General features: G+C 67.7%; 19 protein-coding genes and 1 pseudogene. 11 read left to right on the forward strand and 9 right to left on the reverse strand.

Going from position 1 to position 20,722, the window contains the following annotated elements:
* Positions 1-8: 8 nt before the first annotated feature.
* Positions 9-404: a transcriptional regulator gene (locus OHA17_RS40100; RefSeq protein WP_331721264.1), complete on the reverse strand. Its 396-nt coding sequence runs from the start codon at positions 402-404 to the stop codon at positions 9-11.
* Positions 332-661, reverse strand: coding sequence for a hypothetical protein (locus tag OHA17_RS40105; RefSeq protein WP_331721265.1), 330 nt, complete (start codon positions 659-661; stop codon positions 332-334). The genes OHA17_RS40100 and OHA17_RS40105 overlap by 73 nt, the downstream gene beginning before the upstream one ends.
* Positions 662-924: 263 nt before the next feature.
* Between OHA17_RS40105 and OHA17_RS40110 the strand changes: the two genes are divergently transcribed.
* Positions 925-1,065, forward strand: coding sequence for a hypothetical protein (locus OHA17_RS40110; protein WP_406510962.1), 141 nt, complete (start codon positions 925-927; stop codon positions 1,063-1,065).
* Between the two features lie 787 nt (positions 1,066-1,852).
* On the forward strand, positions 1,853-3,358 hold the full coding sequence (locus OHA17_RS40115; protein ID WP_406510963.1) for a hypothetical protein: 1,506 nt from the start codon (positions 1,853-1,855) through the stop codon (positions 3,356-3,358).
* 64 nt (positions 3,359-3,422) lie between these two features.
* Here OHA17_RS40115 and OHA17_RS40120 read toward each other — a convergent pair whose 3' ends face one another.
* The 5 genes from OHA17_RS40120 to OHA17_RS40140 all read right to left on the reverse strand — a co-directional run bounded on the left by OHA17_RS40120 (position 3,423) and on the right by OHA17_RS40140 (position 9,618).
* Positions 3,423-3,917 (reverse strand): hypothetical protein, encoded by a 495-nt coding sequence (locus OHA17_RS40120; RefSeq protein ID WP_331721269.1) that lies wholly within the window; start codon positions 3,915-3,917, stop codon positions 3,423-3,425.
* Positions 3,918-4,521: 604 nt separating this feature from the next.
* Entirely contained in the window at positions 4,522-5,592 is a 1,071-nt protein-coding gene (locus OHA17_RS40125; RefSeq protein ID WP_331721270.1) for a transposase, read from the reverse strand.
* Entirely contained in the window at positions 5,585-6,145 is a 561-nt protein-coding gene (locus tag OHA17_RS40130; protein WP_331721271.1) for a transposase family protein, read from the reverse strand. Before OHA17_RS40130 ends, OHA17_RS40125 begins: the two co-directional genes overlap by 8 nt.
* Positions 6,146-7,071: 926 nt before the next feature.
* Positions 7,072-8,517 (reverse strand): IS701 family transposase, encoded by a 1,446-nt coding sequence (locus tag OHA17_RS40135; RefSeq protein ID WP_331721272.1) that lies wholly within the window; start codon positions 8,515-8,517, stop codon positions 7,072-7,074.
* Positions 8,518-8,598: 81 nt separating this feature from the next.
* Positions 8,599-9,618: a hypothetical protein gene (locus OHA17_RS40140; protein ID WP_331721273.1), complete on the reverse strand. Its 1,020-nt coding sequence runs from the start codon at positions 9,616-9,618 to the stop codon at positions 8,599-8,601.
* A gap of 253 nt (positions 9,619-9,871) precedes the next feature.
* Between OHA17_RS40140 and OHA17_RS40145 the strand changes: the two genes are divergently transcribed.
* Entirely contained in the window at positions 9,872-10,027 is a 156-nt protein-coding gene (locus tag OHA17_RS40145) for a hypothetical protein (RefSeq protein ID WP_406510964.1), read from the forward strand.
* A gap of 450 nt (positions 10,028-10,477) precedes the next feature.
* On the opposite strand, the gene OHA17_RS40150 is transcribed toward OHA17_RS40145, so the two are convergent.
* Positions 10,478-11,677 (reverse strand): IS110 family transposase, encoded by a 1,200-nt coding sequence (locus tag OHA17_RS40150; RefSeq protein WP_406510965.1) that lies wholly within the window; start codon positions 11,675-11,677, stop codon positions 10,478-10,480.
* 234 nt (positions 11,678-11,911) lie between these two features.
* On the opposite strand from OHA17_RS40150, the gene OHA17_RS40155 reads away from it, so the two are divergent.
* Together OHA17_RS40155 and OHA17_RS40160 are read left to right on the forward strand one after the other, a co-directional pair.
* The gene (locus OHA17_RS40155; RefSeq protein WP_331721276.1) at positions 11,912-13,075 is read left to right on the forward strand and encodes an IS4 family transposase; all 1,164 of its coding nucleotides are present in this window, start codon (positions 11,912-11,914) and stop codon (positions 13,073-13,075) included.
* 538 nt (positions 13,076-13,613) lie between these two features.
* Positions 13,614-14,696, forward strand: coding sequence for an IS110 family transposase (locus tag OHA17_RS40160; protein WP_331721277.1), 1,083 nt, complete (start codon positions 13,614-13,616; stop codon positions 14,694-14,696).
* 27 nt (positions 14,697-14,723) lie between these two features.
* Here the strand turns inward: OHA17_RS40160 and OHA17_RS40165 are convergent, their stop codons facing one another.
* Positions 14,724-14,966 carry a tautomerase family protein gene (locus tag OHA17_RS40165; protein WP_331721278.1) on the reverse strand — a complete coding sequence of 81 codons (243 nt, stop codon included), beginning with the start codon at positions 14,964-14,966 and terminating at the stop codon, positions 14,724-14,726.
* 296 nt (positions 14,967-15,262) lie between these two features.
* Here OHA17_RS40165 and OHA17_RS40170 point away from each other — a divergent pair, with 296 nt between their 5' ends.
* The 6 genes and pseudogenes from OHA17_RS40170 (at position 15,263) to OHA17_RS40195 (ending at position 20,673) form a co-directional block, all read left to right on the forward strand.
* Entirely contained in the window at positions 15,263-16,072 is an 810-nt protein-coding gene (locus OHA17_RS40170) for a LuxR C-terminal-related transcriptional regulator (RefSeq protein WP_331721279.1), read from the forward strand.
* Positions 16,073-16,553: 481 nt separating this feature from the next.
* Complete coding sequence (locus OHA17_RS40175; RefSeq protein WP_331721280.1) at positions 16,554-17,489, forward strand: pseudouridine-5'-phosphate glycosidase; 936 nt, start codon at positions 16,554-16,556, stop codon at positions 17,487-17,489.
* Positions 17,486-18,163, forward strand: coding sequence for an HAD family hydrolase (locus OHA17_RS40180; RefSeq protein WP_331721281.1), 678 nt, complete (start codon positions 17,486-17,488; stop codon positions 18,161-18,163). Before OHA17_RS40175 ends, OHA17_RS40180 begins: the two co-directional genes overlap by 4 nt.
* A 21-nt stretch (positions 18,164-18,184) precedes the next feature.
* Positions 18,185-19,627, forward strand: a complete 1,443-nt coding sequence (locus tag OHA17_RS40185; RefSeq protein ID WP_331721282.1) for an MFS transporter — start codon at positions 18,185-18,187, stop codon at positions 19,625-19,627.
* A gap of 100 nt (positions 19,628-19,727) precedes the next feature.
* Positions 19,728-20,102 (forward strand): annotated as a pseudogene (locus OHA17_RS40190) (VOC family protein); the annotation flags it as partial.
* Between the two features lie 79 nt (positions 20,103-20,181).
* Positions 20,182-20,673, forward strand: coding sequence for a cupin domain-containing protein (locus OHA17_RS40195; protein WP_331721283.1), 492 nt, complete (start codon positions 20,182-20,184; stop codon positions 20,671-20,673).
* The last annotated feature ends 49 nt before the right edge of the window (positions 20,674-20,722 follow it).

The following is a 20,722-nucleotide window of genomic DNA, read 5'->3' on the forward strand; positions in this document are numbered from 1 at the left end:
TAACAGCCCTACTGCTCCATGGCTGCTGCGTTACGCGCATTACGCTCAGCGATCTCCTGAAGCCCGCGCAGATGGGCGGCGAGGGCTTCCCGCCCCTCGGCGGTAAGAGAGAGCCATGTCCGGGGCCGCCTCCCCAAGTACCCCTTACGGACCTTGACATGCCCCTCGGCCTCAAGAGCAGTCGCGAGCTTGCTCAGCGCAGACTCCGACAATCCGCATTGCTCACGAACTGACCGGAAGTCGGCTTCGGCGCAACCGGAAAGAAAAGCGACGAGCCCGAGCCGAGTGGGGTGCTGGAAGGCAGCCACAAGTCCGCCCCCCGACTCCGTACTCATCGGGCTCTCCGGGCCAGCCGGAACCACTCCGCCGCTCCCATCGTGATGCCATTGACAATCAGCATCCATGCGAGCCCGGCAGTCGCCCAGACCACGACACTGACGAGCCCGGCCCCCAAGGACGGAGCCACGTCCACCCATCGCTGAGTCTTGCCGCGGCTGTCGAGCTGCGGCAGAACACCTCCCCAGCGCCTGAACGCGAAGGGGGCCATCAAAATCCAGGACGCCGCCCCGGCGCCCAGCATCACCCATCGCCCAACCGCAGAAACCTCGGGAAGAAGAGCCGTACCCACGCCCACGAAGCCGGCTGCGAACAGCACCGCCACCACAGGCGGCCCCCACCCCGGCATGCGACTGCGAACCGCAGCCCGCTGCGAACTGCCAGCGATGCGGAGTCCTTCTTGCGCGTCCACCCAGCCCCTACCTTCATCACCCAAAAGGCCGACCTTCGTTGGCCCCTTCTTTCGTTGCCATCATGGCAGTAACTTTCCCTCAAGGCAAGTAGATGCCTGCGAAGCAGACGAGTATCGTGCGATGGTCTCCGTAGCAGAAGTAGTCGTTGATGGCCCCGTTGCCGAAGTCCAGGTGGTTGAAGGATGACGGCAACGTCCTCGCCCCCGTACGGGGCGAGTTGCAGGGCCGGCAGCACATCGAGGATCTGCCCTCCGCGGCCGAGGAGCTCGGCCCGCTCGCGAGCGGGCCGACGACGGCAGCGAGGACGCCAACTTAACCAGCAGGTCAAGGCAATGGCGCGACCAGCTTCGAGCCACCGGATCGGTCCTGACGTCCGGGATCGGCTGGCTGGTGCGCGAGGTACCCGCAGCGCGCCCAGCCGCACCCCTGACGGTGCAACAGACGCTGACTGGAGTCTTCGACGCGGGGGCCAGGGCCGGGTGGGGCAGTGGCTGTACCCCTGGCCCGCCAGCCCTGGGGCGGCCGCCAAGACTCCCGTCGCCGTCGGCACCGACTTGATCGGCAAGCAGGTCACCCTGCGCTTCGACGGCAGCATGATGTACGTGATCCATGCCGGGCTCCTGGTAGACGCTGCCCGCGCCGATCCCGCACCAGCGCCGCGGGAATACTCACGGACGGCTCATAGGTCCAGTCGGTGCTGATGCGGCTCCAGTCCGGCAGCATCGGTACCGACGATGCTGTCATCAACTGGACCGTGGCGATGACGTCCGGATCGGGGGCCCAACCCCGGTGGTGGAGCCGTTCGTTGAGCCGGGTGCGTGCGGCGGCTCGCTCAGCGGCCGAGACCTCGGGTGCGTCGGGGTGCAGGGTCTGCGTCATGGTCCGTGAGTGTGACCGACGCCCGGTTCAGCAGGCGACGAGGTACGCGGCGTCGTCCCTCCTGGGGGCCGTCGGATCCTCCACCTGGCGGAGCGCCGGGCCGCCTCTGGAAGCGAAGTTGGGTCTCTGGCCCCCTCGTGGGCGGGAGTGCTGGGGCAACGGGTGGGCCCCGAGTGCCTCTGCGGGGCCATGCGATGTCCGAGGCGACTGACATGATCCGCTGCATGAACACCTCGACCACCGTCAGCTGGGTCACCGACCCGATATCCGCTGTCCGGCACGCACAGACATTGCACGGCATCGACGGCTGTTGGACCCGAGACGCCGTGGAGCGCCTTGTGGACGCGCATCCGGACTGGAAGATCCGGCGGGAGTTCTCCGACCTTCTTGTCGTGGGCCTGGAACCATCCGAGCGGCATGCCGGCCTCGGTCCAGAGCTGTTCTTCGACAAGCGAGCCCCCAAGAGCCCGGACGTCGGGCGTGTGCGACTGCCGCTCATCGAGTTCGACTTCCAGACAACTCCGGCGGAGCGGGCGGCGGCCCTGCAGGAGCTGGCCGCGGTGCTCTCGGGCATCGGCCGGCCCACGCCGGTACCGGCAGCCGCCAACGGTTTCGGCCTGCGCTGGCAATCCAACGACCGCACCATGCTCCTGCAGAGCAACGACCGCCGTGCCTGGGTATCCATCCAGCCCGTTGAACACCGGGCCGAACACCTCCCGCCGGACCTCCTCAACGTAGTCGCCGCCCTCGTGCCCCTGCTGCACGACAGTGCCGCGGGGACGTGCGACCGCTCTGGCGTCGAAGACCAGATAGCCACGATGCCGGGCTGGTCCGTGGAATTCGACGAAACACGTGCCCTCATCAGGACCGCCGACCCGGACGGCCAGGTGATCCTCCTCGGCGCTGCTGGGCATCGCGACCGCTACAGCCGCCTGCAGCTGCACTCCTTCGCCACGGCCCCGGCGTTGGAGCAGCGTCGGAATGTCTTCGGTGAACTCTTCCGGTCGGTGTGCGGTGTCATCGGCGAGCCGACGATCCTCGGCGGCGGGCCGAGCGGACCGGATGTCCGCTGGCGGCCCGCGGGCTCCCGGGCGCGGGTCCTGCGTCTGCGGGCGGACGACCGACACATCTGGATCGAGACGGGTCCGGCCGCGGAACTTGAGGACGAGGAACTCACCACGTTCGAGCACGGAGGGTTTGGGGGCCCCAGCGAGCCGAGTGACTTTCCGTATCTGCCCTATACCTGGCAGCTCGTCCACCTCGGGCCGGGTGACACCGCGGAGTACCTGCCGGGAGGCCGACTGGCTTTGACCCTGCCGCACCTTCAGGAGGCGCTGGAGACCCTGGTGAAGGTGTGGATCGAACAACTCCCCGTCCAGCAGCCCGGCAAGAAGGCCACGTTCACGATTGCGAGCAGCGGTATCAAGGGCGGCCTCTCCTTCGCCTACGACACCGCCAAGGGCATCCTGCTCCGTATCGGCAGCCGCGTTGGTGACCCCATCGACGTCGCGGCGGAGATGAGCACGCTTGGCTGGGAGGCGTCGGGAACGCGGTGGAAGGCTGAGTTCAAGAACCCGACCGAGAGCAACGCCGGTGAGGTGGCCGCCCTCATTGTCGGTGAGCTGGCAGCCCGTGGCCTCACCGATCCCCTGGACCTCGTGGCCAAGCGCATAGCGATCGGGCCCCACGGATTCCTCCGGACAACCGGCCTCGGGATCACCTCGGGGTGAGAGCAGACCGCGGCCCCCGAAGGCACGGAGATCGCTCTGACGGCAGGCCGCGGGACGTAGACCCTCAGACCCCGGCCGTGCAGAACACGCACGCCTCCCAGAACGGCAGCGCGTCCAGCACCCGGTGGCGTACACACGAGGCCATCGCGGCCTCCTGCGGCCCCGGCAGGACACCCCCGCCGCTCCTCGCGGTCGCAGGGTCGAACTCCTCCACCATCGCCCGGTACGTGCGCAGGTACCCCTCGGCCCGGGGCGGATCGTACGTCAGTTCCTCCCACCGATGGCGGGACAGCGCCAGATCGAGGACGCGCAGCAGGAAGTCCTTGGCCGCGGCCCGCTCCTGCGGCGTGTCCCCCCAGTCGAGCTCCGCCAGGCCGAAGCCGACCACTCCACGCCCCATCACGTTCTGGTCCTGGAGCGTCAGCAGGGCGGCGAAACGGAAGTCCCACTGCTCGTGGCCCAGCGCGGACACCGCGAGCATCAGCACGTCCACGAACACCGCCGTGCCGCCGTTGGTCATCTCCAGGTACCGGCCGCCACCGCCGCCAAACACGTTCATGACTCGAGAGTAGAGAGAGAGGCAGCCACCCTGCGGTTCGTGCTCTGCCAAACAGACCCGGCCTGGCCCGGCACGTCGGGCCACACGCCATCCGCCTTGCCAACCTCGCCGCCACCTAGCCCCCCATCCGCCTGCCACGTCGAGAGCCCTGACCAGCGGCCGGGGTGTGGGAGGGCGAGGGCACCCCGCCGTTCGGCATCGTGACCACCTTCGCGAACGGCAGCCGTCTGTGGGCCACCATCACCGGCGTCCTGGCTCCCGGCACCAAAGTCAACGACGCCGACATGCCGGTCACCGGAACCGCACCCGAACCCGTCGCACTGCCCGCGCTGTTCATCGACGCCCAGACCAGCCCGGCGCTCGCCGAGGCTTACCTCGCAGCAGTTCTCGCCCAGAGCAGTAACAATGAAGTCTCCAACATCTACGGCTACCAGCAGCGCTTGAACCAGGCAGCCGCCTACCCCGGCGTAGGGATCGGCTTCCACAACGGCGCCCGCATCTACATGCCAATCACGCACACTTCCCGGCCCGGCCAGAACATGGGGTGGCTAGGGCGGCCGCCAGCGGGGCTCTGGCACCGATCTTGGGGACCGGTCGCGGAGGGTCACTGGAGCAGGATCATCTTGCGGAGCAGTTCAAATCCGGCGCGTCCGTACAGCTGCCTTTTGATCTTCTTGATGCGGGCCACGGTGCCCTCGGTACCTCCAGAACTCCAGTGCAGGGTCAGTCCGGCGACCACGGCCTCCAGGTCGGAGGTCAGCCCACGGGCGAAGCCGGTGATGCCGGGCAGTGCCGCAGCGCAGGCGGCGTCGATCCAGTCCGGTAGCCGGGCGCCGGTACGCGTGGTGAGCATCTCCCCGAAATCGCGGACCAGTTGGTGGGTCTGCTCCAGTGCCGGACAGGCAACCCGCACGGCCTTGAGCTGCTGAGTCTCGTCTTGGGTGAGCGTGTCCGGATGCCGGGTGATCCAGCCGACGACCATGCGGACCGATGGTGCCGCAGCAGCCGGTGCCGGGGCCTCAGGCCACTGCAGGCGAGTACGGGCCCAATCACGCAAGGTGGTGTACGGGACTGGTCGGCCACGCTCGGCGAGCTCCTTGCGCACTTCCTTGATGGAGATCCTTCCGCCGGTCTCGTCGATGCGTCGTTGCAGGTAGAACCGGCGGACGTCGAGATGGCTGGTCCGGGTGCGGCGGCCAGTGACGGTGTCCTGCCAGCGGGCCGCGCGGGCGTACCTCTGGACGGTGTGCCGGCCCCAGCCCAGGTGGCGTGCGATGGCCCGCAGTCCCATACCCTCGTTCAACAGTCCGTGCACCATGGCGTGGTGAGTACGTTGACGCTCCGCACTCAGCCCGGTCGGCAGCGGGATCAGTACGGGACCGGCGGCGCGCACGTCGTCGCTCTCCGGCTCCCCGTGTGACGGCAGGTCGAGTCCGTGCAGGTCGTCACGGTGGGCGGCGACGCACTTCCCGACGGCCTGGCTGAGGTTCTGCAGCAGATGAAACCCGTCAGCGACCTGCAGGGCGTCCGGGGCACCGAGGGCGGCGCCCTCGGCATAGGCGCCGGCGCGATCCCGGCAGATCACCTCCACGCCCGGATGGGCCGCCAGCCAGGCGGCCAGGGGCGCTGACTCGCGCCCGGGCAGCACTTCGATGGGATGGTGCCACTCACTCATCCGTGATGACAGTGGCGTAGGTGTGGCCCCTCTTGGTCGCGAAATCGTCCACGCCCAGCACCCGCGGCGTGGTGAAGACCGGATCCGGCAAGGCCATGACCCGGCGCAGCAGGGTCATCCGCCCCGCGGCGATGCCCAGTTGGGCGGCCAGTCGGGCACCGGCCCGGCCGGCCAGCTCAAGCCCGATGCGCTCCAGCGCGCAGTTCAGCCGGGTGGTGAAGCGGGCGTACGGGGTGGTCAGCTGGGAGAACCGCTCCGCGAATGTACGGCGTGGGCAGCTCGACGAGCCGCAGATGAAGCCGCGGATCCGCAAGTGGATGACGACGCGCTGCCCGCCGAGCGGAAGATCCCGCAGCCTACGCTGGTAGGCATCGTGCACCCGCACGGACAACTGCCCGCAGTCCGGACACGTCTCGCCGGCTGCCCGTCCTCTCGCCACGATGTCGACCGTGCCGAAGACGGCGGTTACCGTCTCGACGGCCACCTGGTCGATACCGGCGAACACCAGCGACTCCCAGAACCACGCATTGGCCTCCATGAACAGCACCGTCATCGGAGACACCCGGCTCGGACATGCTGCGGCAGCTACCTGATGGAGCGTCACCAACCCCGGCTCGGCGACGAGGCGCACGCCGTCTCACCCAGGAGCAGCCCACCGGAATCGAACATCAGGGTAACCCTCCGCGACCGGTCCCCAAGATCGGTGCCAGAGCCCGCTGGCGGCCGCCCTAGCCACATGGGGCGCGAACCGTACCGGCTGCAGAAGGATTTCTAGCCCATTCTCTGATCTGGAGATGCAAGACCGTTCCAGCAGCCGCTGCCTGCACGTTTCGGCACTGGCGTGGTCAAAGCAGTCTGCGCCGCGCGTCCGCCTCTCTAGACTTTCGCCACTCGGCAACAGAGAGGGTGACTTATGTCCACTGGCGTCATCGAGTTCTACTGCGAGGGCCCGTGCCGCAGCTGCAGTCGTGTCGGTGAACTCGCAGAGAATGACACCTACGTCGACGTGCGAGAAGTCCAAGCCAAGGCAGGTGGTGACGGCTGGACGGCCAAGGGTGAGGGGGTTAGCCCTTGTCCCAGGTGCGGGGCCATGGCCCGGATGATCACCCACCGGGTCCCTTTGGAGCTTCAAGGACTGTCCTGCTCGCAGGGTCACGAGGCTGCTGATTACCAGGTCGCTCTTTCGTGCGTCACCACTGATGCCCGGCAATTCACCTTCACGGCATCCATTACCTGCCCGGTGTGCGCCAGAAAGTCCGTCTTCCGAAAGCTGATCGAGAGTCTGCGCAGAGTCAGACGGATTCAAGTAGGCCCAACCGGCGTAGAATTCGAACTTGAGAATGGCGCCAGATTCGCCGCTGAGTAGGTCCAGCACCCGCGCCTCAGTTGGCCTGCCTCCTGGAGCAGGCTCTGCCAGCATGCTGGCAGAGCCTGGAGGGTCAGGTGCCCGTTCGGCGCGCTCGCGGAACGTGGGCATTCCTAGCGGTGGTTTGTTAGACCGGGCGGTAGAGGTCGAGAGGTCTGCCGGTGGCGACGGCGTTGAGGAGGGCTTGGAGTTCGGCGGGCGGGGGCTTCGTCGACCATGCTCGCCAGTAGCGTTGCAGCGTGGCCCAGGGCGTCAGCCAGCCACGGACGGCCCGGATGGCTCGGGGCCAGCAGGCCGGCTGGGGCTGCTGGGACTCCGGTTCTCCCCCTCTCTGTCACCTCTGATGGTGTGTCAGGCTCGGGTGCCGGGGTGGCGGGTGTGGGTGTGAGTGGGGCGAACCAGGTGTTCCAGCAGAAGCTGAACGCGCAGTTCACGAGGGTCTGGTGGCGGCGGATGGCGGTGTCGGAGCGGACCTGGAAGTCGGCCCATCCGAGTTCGTCCTTGACCTGTTTGTAGCTCTGCTCGACCCAGTGCCGCAGCCCGTAGATCCGGACCACCTCGGTCAGGTCGGCGGCCGCATGCCGGCTGTGTGCCTCGCGTGGTGACCCGGGCCGGGGCAGGTTGGTGGCCAGATACCAGGTGGACGTCTCGGGCAGGGTGGCCGGGTCGGTGGTGGCCACCACCAGCCGGACCACGCCGTTGGGGCCCCACCAGCCGAGCCGGGCGTCGGCGGCCCACCAGGTGGCGGTGCGTCCGTCGCGGAAGGTGCGGGTGACCGGCTGCCAGTCACCGGGCTGCTGGGGGCCGTGCCAGGCCAGTTCCCGGGCGGCGTCCACGGGCCGGAAGGCATCTTTGTACTGCCAGGTACCGTGGCCGCGCTTGAGGGCCATCACGAACGGCAGGTGAGCGTCGAACAGTTCGGCGCGGAAGCAGGTGTGATCGCCGTAGGCGCAGTCGGCGACGACCGCCCGGAAGGACACACCCGCCTCCGCGGCATGACAGGCGAGGGTGGCTCCGATCTGCAGCTTCGTGCGGAAGCCGGGGTCCTTCTTCCCGCCGGGGAAGTGGTGGGCGGGGGTATAGGGCACTGCGTGCAGCGGGTAGTAGACGCGCTCGTCGGCCCAGCAGGTGGTCACCGTGACCACCCCGCGGTCGATCTTCCCGACCGAGCCCAGGTACTGCTTGCCCACATGCGCGGTCGCCGACCCGTCCTTGCGGTCCCCGGAATCGTCGACCACCAGCACCCCCATCCCGTGCGGCGCAGTGGCCGGATCCGTCAGCAGCAGCTCCAGACGGCGCGCGTTGACCTGCTCGTGGTCCCAGGTCGACTCCGAGAGGAAGAACTGCAGCCGCTGCACCGCCGCATGCTGGGCACCCACCACCGGCTCGGCCCCGGCCAGGCAGGTCAGGGTCTTGTTCCGGTCCCGCGGCAGCAGCAGGCCGGCCAGATACTCACGAAACCCACGCCGCTGGGCCAGTGTCTCGAAGAGATCATCGAAGCGGGCGGCGTAGCCCTCCAATGGACCGGGTGCGGGCGGGCACGGCAACCGCTTCGTCATCTCAAGCTCCACGGAGGCGAGTTGAGACTCTCACTTCCGGCGTACTACCGCTACGACCCGCCGTCAACAAACCACCGCTAGTTAGCCCCGCCGTAGCGCGCGTATCAGAGTGCGGTATGTCTGGAACGCGGGCTTCGGGGTGTAGTTGTCGTGGAGCAGTCCGAAGTGGTCGAACAGGTTGGTCGAGCTGCTGGTGTCGTCACGCAGGTCGAAGTACTCGTAGCTGGTGACGTTCACCCGGCCCCGGTTCGCGTTGATGGCGGCGAGTTCGGACTTCAACGCGTTGGATTGCTGTGCCTCGGTCCGGGGACTGAGGGTGTCCCAGCCGTTCTCGGATACGTGGATGGCTACTCGGTGGGACAGGCCGGCGATCGGCATCTCCTGCTGGCGGACGATATTGATCGTGTGCACCGCCTGGTCGCCGAGGTCGCCCGGTGTCGAGTAGAAGACGTCCGGGTACAGCTCGATGCCCACGTAGTCGAGTGCGTCACGCAGCCGATCGTCACCTGCCGTCGCCACTGACTGCCAGAACGAGGTGTCCGCCCGACCGATCGCCGCCTCGTCGAAACCGAGCTTCAGGCCCGTGAGTCCCAGTTTCCGTGCCTCGTCCTTGGCCGCCTCGACCCCGGCCACCACGGCGGGTACGACCGAGGGGTCCTTGGCGGCGGAGATGTTCACGTCGACGCCCATGGAGATCGAGGCCGAGAACGGCCCGGCGAAGCGCACCTCGTTGCGCACGTACTGCAGCCAGCCGTCCAGTGGAGTGTTCTGTCCCGGGTAGCTCAGCACGAGGTCCATCCGGCGGCCGTGGCCAAGGTAGCCCTGGTACTGCTTCGAATCCGTGCCGTCCGTCGACTTCCCGTTGTAGTCCACGTATTCACGGACCAGGAACCCCGGTCCGGCCTGCAGTGTGTTCAGGGCCTGGATGATCTTCGCTGGCTTGTCCGGCGCCGGATTGAGCGAGCCGCCACCGGCATATCCGCCCGGGTAGATGCCCATTGCCAGCGGTCGCGGAGCCGCGTCCGCTGCGGGTGTGTTCACCGTGAGCGCCGTCAGCGCGAGTGCTGCGGCGCAGATGGTCCCCCGCCATGATCCGTTCATGACTCCAGCTCTCCCTCGTCGGCATCCTGCCATGGTGAGCGGGTCGGCGGCCTCCCACGGCAACCAGGCTCGCAGTGCCGCGTTACGCGGCTTCCTGAGAGTTTCCCGGGGAATCTCGTGAGTGCTCGTCATGCCTGTGGTTGAGATCGAAGTAAAATCTCTGCCGTACTTTTCCGGAGCAGGGGTTGCCGGATCGCCCTCGACGCGGTCGCTGTTCCCCCGTCCCGGCCTGTCCGATGACACTCTCATCCATATGAGTGTTGCGGACGGGCCCGGCGACTTGGCCGCGATGCAGCAGGCCCTCGGCGCAACCGCCCCGTCCCCGGCCGCCAAGGCGCGGAAGATCCCCGCGGCCGAGCAGTCGGCTGTGCGGTCCGCTGCGGGCGGGTCCGTCCCGCAGTCGGCGTAGACCCGGCCTCGCGAAACCTCCCGTTCCGCCGCTGCTCCGCACGGAACGGGCCCCGTCCCCCCGGGGCTCACCGTCCCTGCCGATCAGGAACGGTCCGGTGGTACGGCCAGCCCACCCCTTCCCTTTCAGCTCTCCCACGGCGTCAGGGAAGGGGTGGGCTGGGAACACGGATGTCCCGCACCCATGAGCAGGTCCCCCAAGTGGGCGCGGGCTCCGGTATCACCCAGGCACCCGAACACCCGGGCGGTACCGGCGGCGCCGGGTCTCCCTTGTCTGGTCGGTTTGGGTGTGAGCGATCTTGAAATTCCCGTCCTGGGGCGGTCTGTGCGTCACGCAATTCGGCTCTGGCGACGATCTCGTGACGTGGTTTCGGTCAAGGGCTGAGGAGGATGAACAGGCCACGGCAGTCGGCGTTCACCGGAGGCGGGGGGGGTGCCTCTATGTCCTTCGTCAAGCGAAGCGAGGCGTTCGTGGTTCGTAGAACGTGCCGTCGCGGAGCATCGCGAACAGCACATTGATCCGTTGCCGGGCCAGGCGGAGAAGTGCCTGGGTGTGGGTCTTGCCTCTGGCCCGGCACTTGTCGTAGTAGGTGCGGGAGGCGGGATCGTGCAGGGCGGCGAACGCGGACAGGAACATCGCGCGTTTCAGGACGCGGTTGCCGCCTCTGGGTGCGTGTTCGCCATGGATCGAGGTGCCCGACGACTTCGTGGTCGGCGCGAGGCCGGCGTAGGAAGCCAGATGGGCGGCGGTGGGGAAGCTGGTGCCGTCGCCGACGGTGACCAGCAGCGTGGCGGCGGTCCTGACCGCGACCCCCGGCATCGAGGTCAGGACCTGCGAAAGAGGGTGCTGTTCCAGCAGGGCACTGATCTGTGCTTCCGTGGCCCGGCGTTGCTCGTGGACGGCGCCGAGCGAGCGGGCCAGCGACGGGATCACGATGTCCAGGGTGCCGGTGCCGGGAACGACGACGGTCTGCTCGTCGAGTGCGTCGAAGACCTCGTCGATCAGCCGGGTCGCCATGCGTGGGGCCTTGGGCCGGATCAACTCAACAAGCCTGCGGCGTCCTGCTTTTCGCAGCGCGGCCGGGGATCCGTAGCGTTCCAGCAGCCAGGTGACCGCCTGATGATCGAGCCGGGGGCCGAGGACCCGTTCGAGGCTGGGATGGAACTGGGTGAGCAGGCCGCGGATCCGGTTGCTGGTGCGGGTGACCTCAGCGGCAAGGTCCTGGTCGAAGCCGACCAGCACCGTCAGCTCGGCGGTGATCTCGTCGGTCAGCTCCAGCGAGCGCAGGGTGTGCGGCATGGTCCGTGCGGCATCCGCGATCACGGCCGCGTCGCGGGCGTCGGTTTTCGCCTCGCCCGGGTAGAGATCGGCGATCCGCCGCATCGACAGACCGGGAAGGTAGGCGACCTTGCAGCCCGCGTCACGGGCGACCGTCAGCGGCAGGGCGCCGATCGAGGCGGGCTGGTCCACGATCACCAGGACGGTGCCGAACTTGTCGCGGAGCTTGTCGAAGACGGCTCGCAGCTTCGGTTCGGTGTTGGGCAGTTGCTTGTCGAAGACCTTCTTGCCGGCCGGGGTGAGGCCGTTGCCGTGGTGGGCGCTCTTGCCGACGTCCAGGCCCAAGAAGACGCCTATCTCGTCGTACTCCATCAAGCCGTCCTCCCGAACGGGTCGTGCGGTGCTGGCCGGGGCGTTGGCGTCGTGCGCGCATCCACGTTATGCAGACCTGCCGCCCGCGTAGTGCCGGGCGTTGCGCTCGGCGGGGCGGTAGTCGGACCTCTCATCAGCGTCTCCGACGGCACCCCTCGGGCCCGGTGACACCACCCCCCAGGTCATCCGTTCCAATGCCGTTGCTTTTGGGACGTGCGTGGTGTTGGGCCATGCGTGTTGGTGTCGCGTCTGGAGCGGCTGGGGTTGGGCATCCTGACCCGGCCGTGTCCTGCTGAGCTGGTGGACCGGGTCGTTGCCGAGGCCGGGTGCGTGGAGAAGCGCCGGCGTGTGCTGTCGGCCCGGTTCACGGTGTACTTCGTGCTCGCACTGTGCCTGTTTCCGCAGGCTGACTACCTGGAGGTCTTGCGGCTGGTGAAGGCCGGCGAGCCGATACTTCGGCCGTGGGCCGGAGTGAACAAGTCATCTCTGACTCGGGCGAGGCAGCGGCTGGGCTGGCCGGTGATGCGAGAGCTGTTCCGGGCCGTGGCCCGGCCGCTGGGCCGGAGCACGGAACTCTTCCACGGGCTGCGGGTCCTGGCCCTGGACGGGATGCTGCTGGCCGTCCCCGACTCGGCCCACAACCGGGAGACGTTCGGCAAGTCCGGCTCGCAACGTAGTCCGATGGGCTATCCGCAAGCCCGGGTGGTCGCGGTCACGGAGTGCTCGTCGCACGCGGTACTGGACGCGGTGATCGGCGGCTGGAAAGACTCCGAGCGGATCGTGTCCGACGAACTGGAGGCCCATATCGGGGCCGGGACGCTGGTCTTGGCCGACCGAGGACTATGGGGCCTGGCCCGCTGGCACCGCTTCCGCGACCGGGGCGCCCACTTACTGTGGAGAATCGAGCGCCGGGCCGCCCGCAGGGTCCAGGACGTCCTGCCGGACGGGAGCTACCTGGCCCTGATCCAGGCGAACAAGCACGCCAAGGCCGCCGGAACCGTCAAAGCTCCACCCGCGCTGGTGAGGGTGATCGAGTATCGCGTCGACGGCCAGGAGGACGTGATCCGGCTTGTCACCAGCCTGACGGACCATGAGGAGTATCCAGCTGCCGAACTCGCCACCCTGTATGCCCGGCGCTGGGAGATCGAGATCGTCTTCGACGAGATCAAAACGCACCAGCGCGGCAGACCGGTCCTGCGCTCACAGACTCCGGACGGGGTCAGGCAGGAGATCTACGCTCACCTGATCGTCCACCACGCGACCCGCGACCTGCTCAACGAGGTGGCTGGGATCGCGCAGACTGCTGCCGAGCGGACGTCGTTTACCCGGGCTCTGCATGTTGTCCGCCGTTCGGTGTTCGCGCCGTGCGGCTTTTCCCCCCTCAGCCCGAAATCATGACCGCCTGCTCGGCCTCGCCGAGATCCGCTGGTCCCTCCTGCCACGACGACGCTCACGCGACTGCCCCCGCAAACTGAAGTCGTCGATCACCCCGTTCAGCAGCAAGGGCCCCGACGAACCTGCCAGCCACCGCCGTCCACCAGCCGTCATCACCGTGAACCACAGATGGCAGTAACTACCAAAAGCAACGGCATTGTCATCCGTTCGACAGGGGGGAACAGTCATGCCGGGCCCGGAGGCCAGCAGCCCTCTTGCAGGACCGCGAAGAACATAACTGTGAGAGTTCTTCTGCGGCCCGGGATGGGTTGCTGCCAGGCTCGACGCTCGTGATCCGGCATGACTCGCAACATAACTGGCGTCCCGTCAGGGACTGCCGTTCCCCCGAGGTGTCTGCCGGGCGCGGGCGTCGGCCTGGCCCACCCATTGGCTTGATCAGCAGCTTGTCCGCCCTGCGGCGTGACTCATCACAGTTCCGCCACGTGGTGACTCCACCCAGGCCGACGCCGTTACGGTCGTCCGCCCGGAGGAGAACAACCGCATGACCATGCTCGCAGAACACGTCGACGGCGTCATCGGCGTCGACACCCACCGCGACACGCTCGCCGCAGCCGCCGTCAGCCCCATCGGCGCTGTCCTGGCCAGCACCGATTCCCCGGCCAACGCCCGTGGTTACCGGCGTCTGCTCGACTTCGCGCGCCAGCAGGTTCCCGGCCGCCGCTGCTGGGCCCTGGAAGGCATCGGCAGCTACGGCGCCGGCCTCGCGGCCTTCCTGAACCAGGCCGGCGAGCAGGTCGTCGAGGTCTGCCGCCCGAAACGAGCCGCCAACCGCGGCGGCCGCAAGACCGACATGCTCGACGCCATCCGGGCCGCCAAGGAGGCCCTGGCCACCGAGCATCTGATCCAGCCCCGCCTCCGTGGCGAACGCGAGGCACTGCGGGTGCTGCTTGCCACCCGTCACGGCGCGGTCCTCGCCTCCACCGCCGCGATCAACCAGCTCAAGGCCCTGATTGTCTCCGCGCCGGACGAGCTCCGCGCCGAACTGCGCAAGCTCAAGCGCCCCGCCCAGATCACCCACTGCACTCACCTCCGCGACCGCCCGGCCCAGGACATTGAGCACCGGATGACAGCGCGGGCCATGCGGTCCACGGCGCAACGTATCCAGGCCCTGCAGGCCGAGGCCAAGGAACTCGAGAACGAGATCCTCGCCCTGGTCCGTCAACAGGCCCCTGAACTTCTCGACTTGCTCGGAGTCGGACCGATCACCGCTGCCCAGATCTTGGTCAGCTGGTCTCACCAGGGACGAGTCCGCTCGGATGCCGCCTTCGCTTCCTTCGCCGGCGTCTCACCGATCCCTGCCTCGTCCGGGCTGACCAACCGACACCGACTCAACCGCAGCGGCGACCGGCAGCTCAACCGGGCCATGCACACCATCACCCTCATTCGGATGCGACTGGACCCCTCTACGAAGACGTACGTCGCACGCAAAATCGCCGAAGGGAAGACCTCCCGTGACGCGCAGCGATGCCTCAAGAGGGTGGTCTGCCGCCAGATCTTCAAGATCCTTGAGCGCGTCGACCGGAACCGACTCGGAAACGTCGAAGAACTCGCTCAAGCGGCTTGACACGACATAGCAGCCTCGGGGGGGACCTCACAGCTGGTCCGGCAGGATCGCCCTCGCTGCATGGGCCTGACTCGAGGGTGCCTCGTGGTCTTCCGAAGCGAGTGTTCCGCCCTTGCCCCAGAAGGACTTGTCCACGTCGCGGATGATGACCGTGACGGCTTCAGGAGGGCAGTGGGCCGCTCGGGCGACGACATCCGTGATGGCCCGTACAGCCTCCGTCCGGGCGGACACGGTGCTGCCGCTCCACCATTCGACCGTGACAACGGGCATGGGGCGGACTCCTTCCAGTGGCGGATTCTGCCTGGTGACGACCGTGATTACGATCACGTTCAACAGTCAAGGTGTAGATGGTTGTTTAGCTTGATCGCTGAGGAGTAAGGGTTGATGTCATGTGCCGGACATCTATCCTGCTCCGTGCTCAGTTGTAAGCCGAGCGGAGGCCGGGCCTTCGCGGAGGGGGGCTTGAGAGAATGCACGACGGATTACCGTCCCGGGTCGGATGCGCCAGTCGTACGGCGAACCGATCTGGTGCAGATATCGGGAAGACGCCGACCCACCAGCGCCAGATGCTCTCGGAGCTGGCGGAGCGTCACCGGGGCGAGCGCGGACATACCGTCCTTGTCAGCCAGTTGGATGCCGTTGAGGCGGCGATCGCCCACACCGAGCAGTTGCAGCAGCGCCAGCTCACGCTCCAACAGGAGCTGAGCCGGGCGCGCTTCGCCCTGCGGTCTGCGCTCTCCACCGAAGAACAGAAACCGGCGGCGCGTACACCGGACCGCGAGGCGGACAACGGGGATGTGTTCGCACAGGCCACTAGAGAGGTCTGGTTCAGCCTGACGCTCCCGGCCACCGCGCAGTGTCTAAGTATCGCCGAGGAACAATTCCGCCTCCTGTCCGCCCAGGGCGTCGCGCTACGTGCCGTGTATCCCCGGCACGTGCTGTCGGATCCGGATGCCGCGGAACATCTTGAGCGCTCCGCGGAGTTGGGCGTGCAGATGCGTTTCGCGCCGGCGTCCCCGGTGTTCACTGCGGTCATCGACCGACGGATCGTGTTCATCGCAGCCGGGGGCGAGGCTCCGCACCGCACCGAGGCGTTCTTCCGCCAGGCGGACGAAGTCGCCCTCCTGGTTGAGGCGTTCGAGGCATCCTGGGCGGCAGCCGCCGGTGGCAGTGCACCGGCGGTGCTGCTCAGTGACGAACAGCGGTCGGTCCTTCGCAGGATGCGCTCCGGGATGAAGGACGACGCGATCGCCCGCGAGCTGGGGATCTCCTCGCGGACGCTCACCCGGATGATCGCGACCGTCATGGATGCCCTCGATGCCCGGAGCCGCTTCGAGGCCGGGGTGAAGGCCAAGGAACTAGGTCTACTCCACTGATCGGCTGCTGACGGCCGGTCTGGCGCAGCGGCCGCTCTGCACTGACGTCGCCTGCTGGGCCGCAGGCATCTGCGTGGTGGTCCAGGAGGTGCCGCAGGTCCCGGCGCAACAGCCAGGCGACGGCCTCCAGTTCCCTGATGTGCAGTGCGCCGGCGAACGCCCGGTCGGCACGGCTGAGGGTGCTGCGTATCTGGCTCAGGTCAAGTTCGCCCGGAGCAATGGCGGTATCGGCTTCCCCCTGTGACACAAAGCTCCTCCTTCCCTCTGCTCGGCGCCCCGTACACCGGGGCGCTTTTGCGTTCAGCTCTCGCTCGGCACCTTCCATGCAAGCACGAAATGAAGTGATTGCATCCCCCATTGGCTGAAGGTAGCCAGCGGCCAGCACTAGCCACCTCTGGCAGTGGACAAGTCGCTTGGCAAGCGAACAGGATTCATTGCAGCCGGGGTACACCGGTGGACCGAATCCTGGAGGATCAATCTCGTGCACCAGTTACTCGATGTCGGCGAAGAAGTGCGCGATGCCCTTGCCGAGAAACGTCCCGTGGTCGCACTCGAGTCCACGGTCATTGCCCACGGGATGCCCTATCCCGGAAACGTTGAAACGGCGCTTTCCATAGAAAAGGCGGTGCGCGATTCTGGTGCTGTGCCGGCGACTGTGGGAATCGCGGACGGCCGGTTTAAGGTAGGTCTGACCTCAGACGATGTGGAGCGGTTCGCCACCGCCACGCAAGTGGCCAAGGTCAGCACCAGGGGCATCGGCCCAGTGCTTGCCGGCGGCGGGCTGGGGGCCACGACCGTCGCCTCCACCCTGGTCGCCGCCGATCTGGCGGGCATCCGCGTTTTCTCCACTGCGGGAATCGGCGGAGTGCACCGCGGTGCCTCCACGACGTTCGACATCTCAGCGGACCTGGTGCAGTTCACCCGCAGCAAGGTCGCCGTCGTGTGCGCGGGAGCGAAGAGCGTCCTCGATCTGGGGCTGACCCTGGAGTACCTGGAGACCCTCGGGGTCCCAGTCCTGGGCTACCGGTGCGACGACTTTCCCGCCTTCTACTGCCGTTCCTCTGGCTTCCGCAACGCACAGCGCATCGACGACATCGACGTCGTCGCGGCTTCCCTGCGACGGCACTGGGACCTGGGCCTGCCCGGCGGCGCGCTGGTGACGTCCCCGATCGCCGAGGCGGACGCCCTCGACAGCGCCCGCATGGAAGAAGTGATCCAGCGGGCCTTGGCGGCGGCGGACACTGAGGGGGTCTCGGGCCCCGCCATCACGCCGTATCTGATGAAGGCGGTCTCCCGGGCGACGGACGGAAAGAGCACCGCGGCCAACCGGGCTGTGCTGATCAGTACCGCCGCCGTGGCCGGCGAACTCGCCGTCGCCTACGCCCGGACCACGACCAGCACCCAGGACAAGCAGTGATCAGGGCAGCTGTCTTCGATCTCGACGGCACGCTGGCTGACACCCCCGACGTCATCGGCAAGCTCTTGGTCAAGGTGTGCGCCGAGCAGGGCCGGGATGTCGATGCGGCCGCGGTGGCTCCCACCATCGGCAAGCCTCTGGAAGCATCCGTCGCCCGGCTTCTGGGACGGGAGGTGAGCGACGATGGGACGGTGCGGGCGGTGGCCCGCTATCGCGAGCTGTTCGACGCGGAAGTTCTCACGCTCGGCTCCTCGCTGCTGTACGCGGATGTCGCCCAGGGCCTGCGCGAACTGCGCGCCCAGGGCGTCCTGCTGGCCGTCGGCACGTCGAAGATCACAGCGAGTGCGGAGAAGGTACTCGACGCCACCGGCCTGCGCGACCTGTTCGACCCGGTGATCGGGAACGACCAGGTGCGGCACCCGAAACCCGACCCGGAGATGGGCCTGCTGGCCGCCACCGAACTGGGCGTGCCCGTGGAGCAGTGTGCCTACATCGGCGACACGGTGACGGACATGCAGATGGCCAAGGCCGCCGGAATGGTTCCGGTCGCCGTGACCTACGGCGTCGGCGGCAGGGAAGAAATGGCGCAGGCAGGACACGAAATCTGCCATTCCTTCTCGGCTGTCGTGCGAACGGTTCTCGCCCGCGTACCGGCGTCCCCTGCAGGCAATTGAAGTATTACGGAGATCACGGATATGGCAAGCGAAGCTACTTCGGACGCATTAACGGAATCCGGTTCCGTTGCTGCGGAGCGCAAGAGCGACGGGTCCAACTCGATCAGAGGAAAGGAGGCGCTGGCTCTCGCTGTGCTGGGATGCGGGCTCTTCCTGGCCACCCTGGACTTCTCCATCGTCTATGTGGCGCTGCCCAGCATTGGAAGTGACCTTTCCCTGTCCGAGGGGAAACTTCAGTGGATCGTCAGCGGCTACGCAATCTTCTTCGCAGGATTCCTGCTGGTCGGCGGACGGACCAGTGACCGGTTCGGGGCCCGCCGCGTGTTCCTCGGTGCCACCGCGCTGTTCGGGGTCAGCTCGCTGGCGGCGAGCCTCACCCACGACTTCACCACGCTCGTCATCGCACGGGCCCTGCAGGGTATCGGCGCGGGCCTGCTCGATCCCGCGACGCTGGGTCTGGTCCAGCAGCTGTTCCCGCCGGGCCCCAAGCGCAACAAGGCGATGACGGTGTGGGGTGCGGTCGGTGCCATCGGCCTCGTCGGCGGTGTCGTCTTCGGCGGTCTGCTCACGGCCCTGTCCTGGCAATGGGTGTTCTTCGTCAACGTGCCCATCGCCGCGCTGGTCCTCGTGTTCGGGCGGGTACTGCTGCCCGGACGCCGCCGCGCGGACGCCACACCCGTGCCCCTCAATTTCACCAGCGGCCTCTTCGGCACGGGAGCGATCCTGCTGCTGGTGCTGGGGCTGAGCCGGCTCGGGGACGTCGGCCTGGCATCCACTTCCACCCTGGTCGGACTGGCGGGATTCGTCGTGCTGGCCGCTGCCTGGGTGGTGCGCGAACGCACCAGCGCCAGCCCGCTGATCGCCCATGAGCTGTGGCGCACGCGGTCCCTCATGGTGGCCTGCGCAGTGGACGCCTGCTACGTCATGAGTATCGGCGTGGAGTTCTTCCTCGTCACCCTGTTCCTCCAGGACCAGCAGGGCTTCAGTCCGCTCGCCGCCGGTATGGGCTTCCTGCCCCTGACGGTGACCGTGATCTTCGGCAACATCATCACGGGCAAACTCATCGGGCGGCACGGCCCCCGCCTCATGATGGTCAGCGGTCTGGTGGTGGCCGCCGTGGGCCTGGCTCTGCTCGCCGCGGGCGTACACAGTGACAGCTATGCGCTCGGCGTCCTTCCGGGCCTGCTGCTGTCCGGTCTGGGCAATGGCATCGCGTTCCCCGCGATGTTCCTCACCGCTACGTCCGACCTCCCCGGCGACCACCAGGGCGTCGGTGCCTCACTCGTGACGACCACTCAGTACGTCTTCGCCTCACTCGGGCTGGCCGTCCTGGTCATCCTCCTCGGTACACATCCCGGCCGCGGCGAGTTCATGACCACCTTCATCGTGACCGGCGCCATGGCGCTGCTGGGCGCCATCGTGGCCGGCACCGGCCTGCGCCGCCCCGCCGAAGCGGTGAACTGACCCCCGCCCCCTGTACCCCCACCAACTGCCCGTCGCCGGTCGGCCCCCGGACCGGCGACGGGCCCCGCAGGCAGCCCGGCTGCCGCACAAGGAGAGACCCGTGGAGATCCTCGCAAGCCGCATCGTCATCCGCCCCAGCGATCCGGACGCCAGCCGCACCTTCTACCGAGACCAGCTCGGACTCGCCGTCTACCAGGAATTCGGCAGCGGTCCGGAACGCGGAACCGTCTTCCACCTGGGCGGCGGATTCCTGGAACTCGTCGGCCGCGCAGCCGGACCGGCAGCGCATCCACCGGCCATGTGGCTGCAGGTCCGCAGCCTCGCCGCCACCCGCGCCCGCCTCATCACCAACGGCGTCACGCCGGTGCGCGAGGCCCAGGCCGAGCCGTGGGGACTGTGGGAAATGCACCTGCACGACCCCGACGGCATCCAGATCTACGTCGTCGAGGTTCCCCAGGATCACCCCTTCCGGCACGGGGTCCCCGCTCCTGACAACCCGGCCCCCCGGCCGCTTTCGGAACAGATCGCCCTCGCCGAGCAGACGGCGGCCTGACGTGACGCTCTACGCGCAAACAGGCTCCGCCGACCACACGGACCGCTCCCACCTGGGCACCCCGGAAGCAGCCGATGCGACCCGCATCGGCAGCAACACGGCCCGCATGCTGATTCCCACCGATGCCACCGGAGGCCAACTCGGCCTGTTCTCCCTGTCCTTGGCCTCCAAAGGCCCCTTCGCCTCCCCTCACTTCCACAAGGAGATGACGGAGCTGTTCGTCGTCCTGTCCGGTGAGGTGCAGCTTCTGCGCGGCGACGAGCCGGTCGATGCCAAGGCAGGCTCCGCGCTGTACGTGCCTCCCGGGACCCCCCACGGCTTTGCCAACATCTCGGACGAGCCCGCCGAGCTGCTGGTGGCCTTCATGCCCGGCAACGGCCGCGAGAAGTTCTTCTACGGCCTGTCCGACCTACTCAATCGCGACGTGGCGCCCACAGAGGAGGAACTGGAGGAATTCGCGGAGCAGTTCGACCAATACCGGTATCGCTCCTAGCAGCACAGCACCGACGGGGGAAAAGCACCTTGCCACGCCTTCGCACACC

This window comes from Streptomyces sp. NBC_00212, assembly GCF_045206365.1.
Taxonomy (GTDB): Bacteria; Actinomycetota; Actinomycetes; order Streptomycetales; family Streptomycetaceae; genus Streptomyces.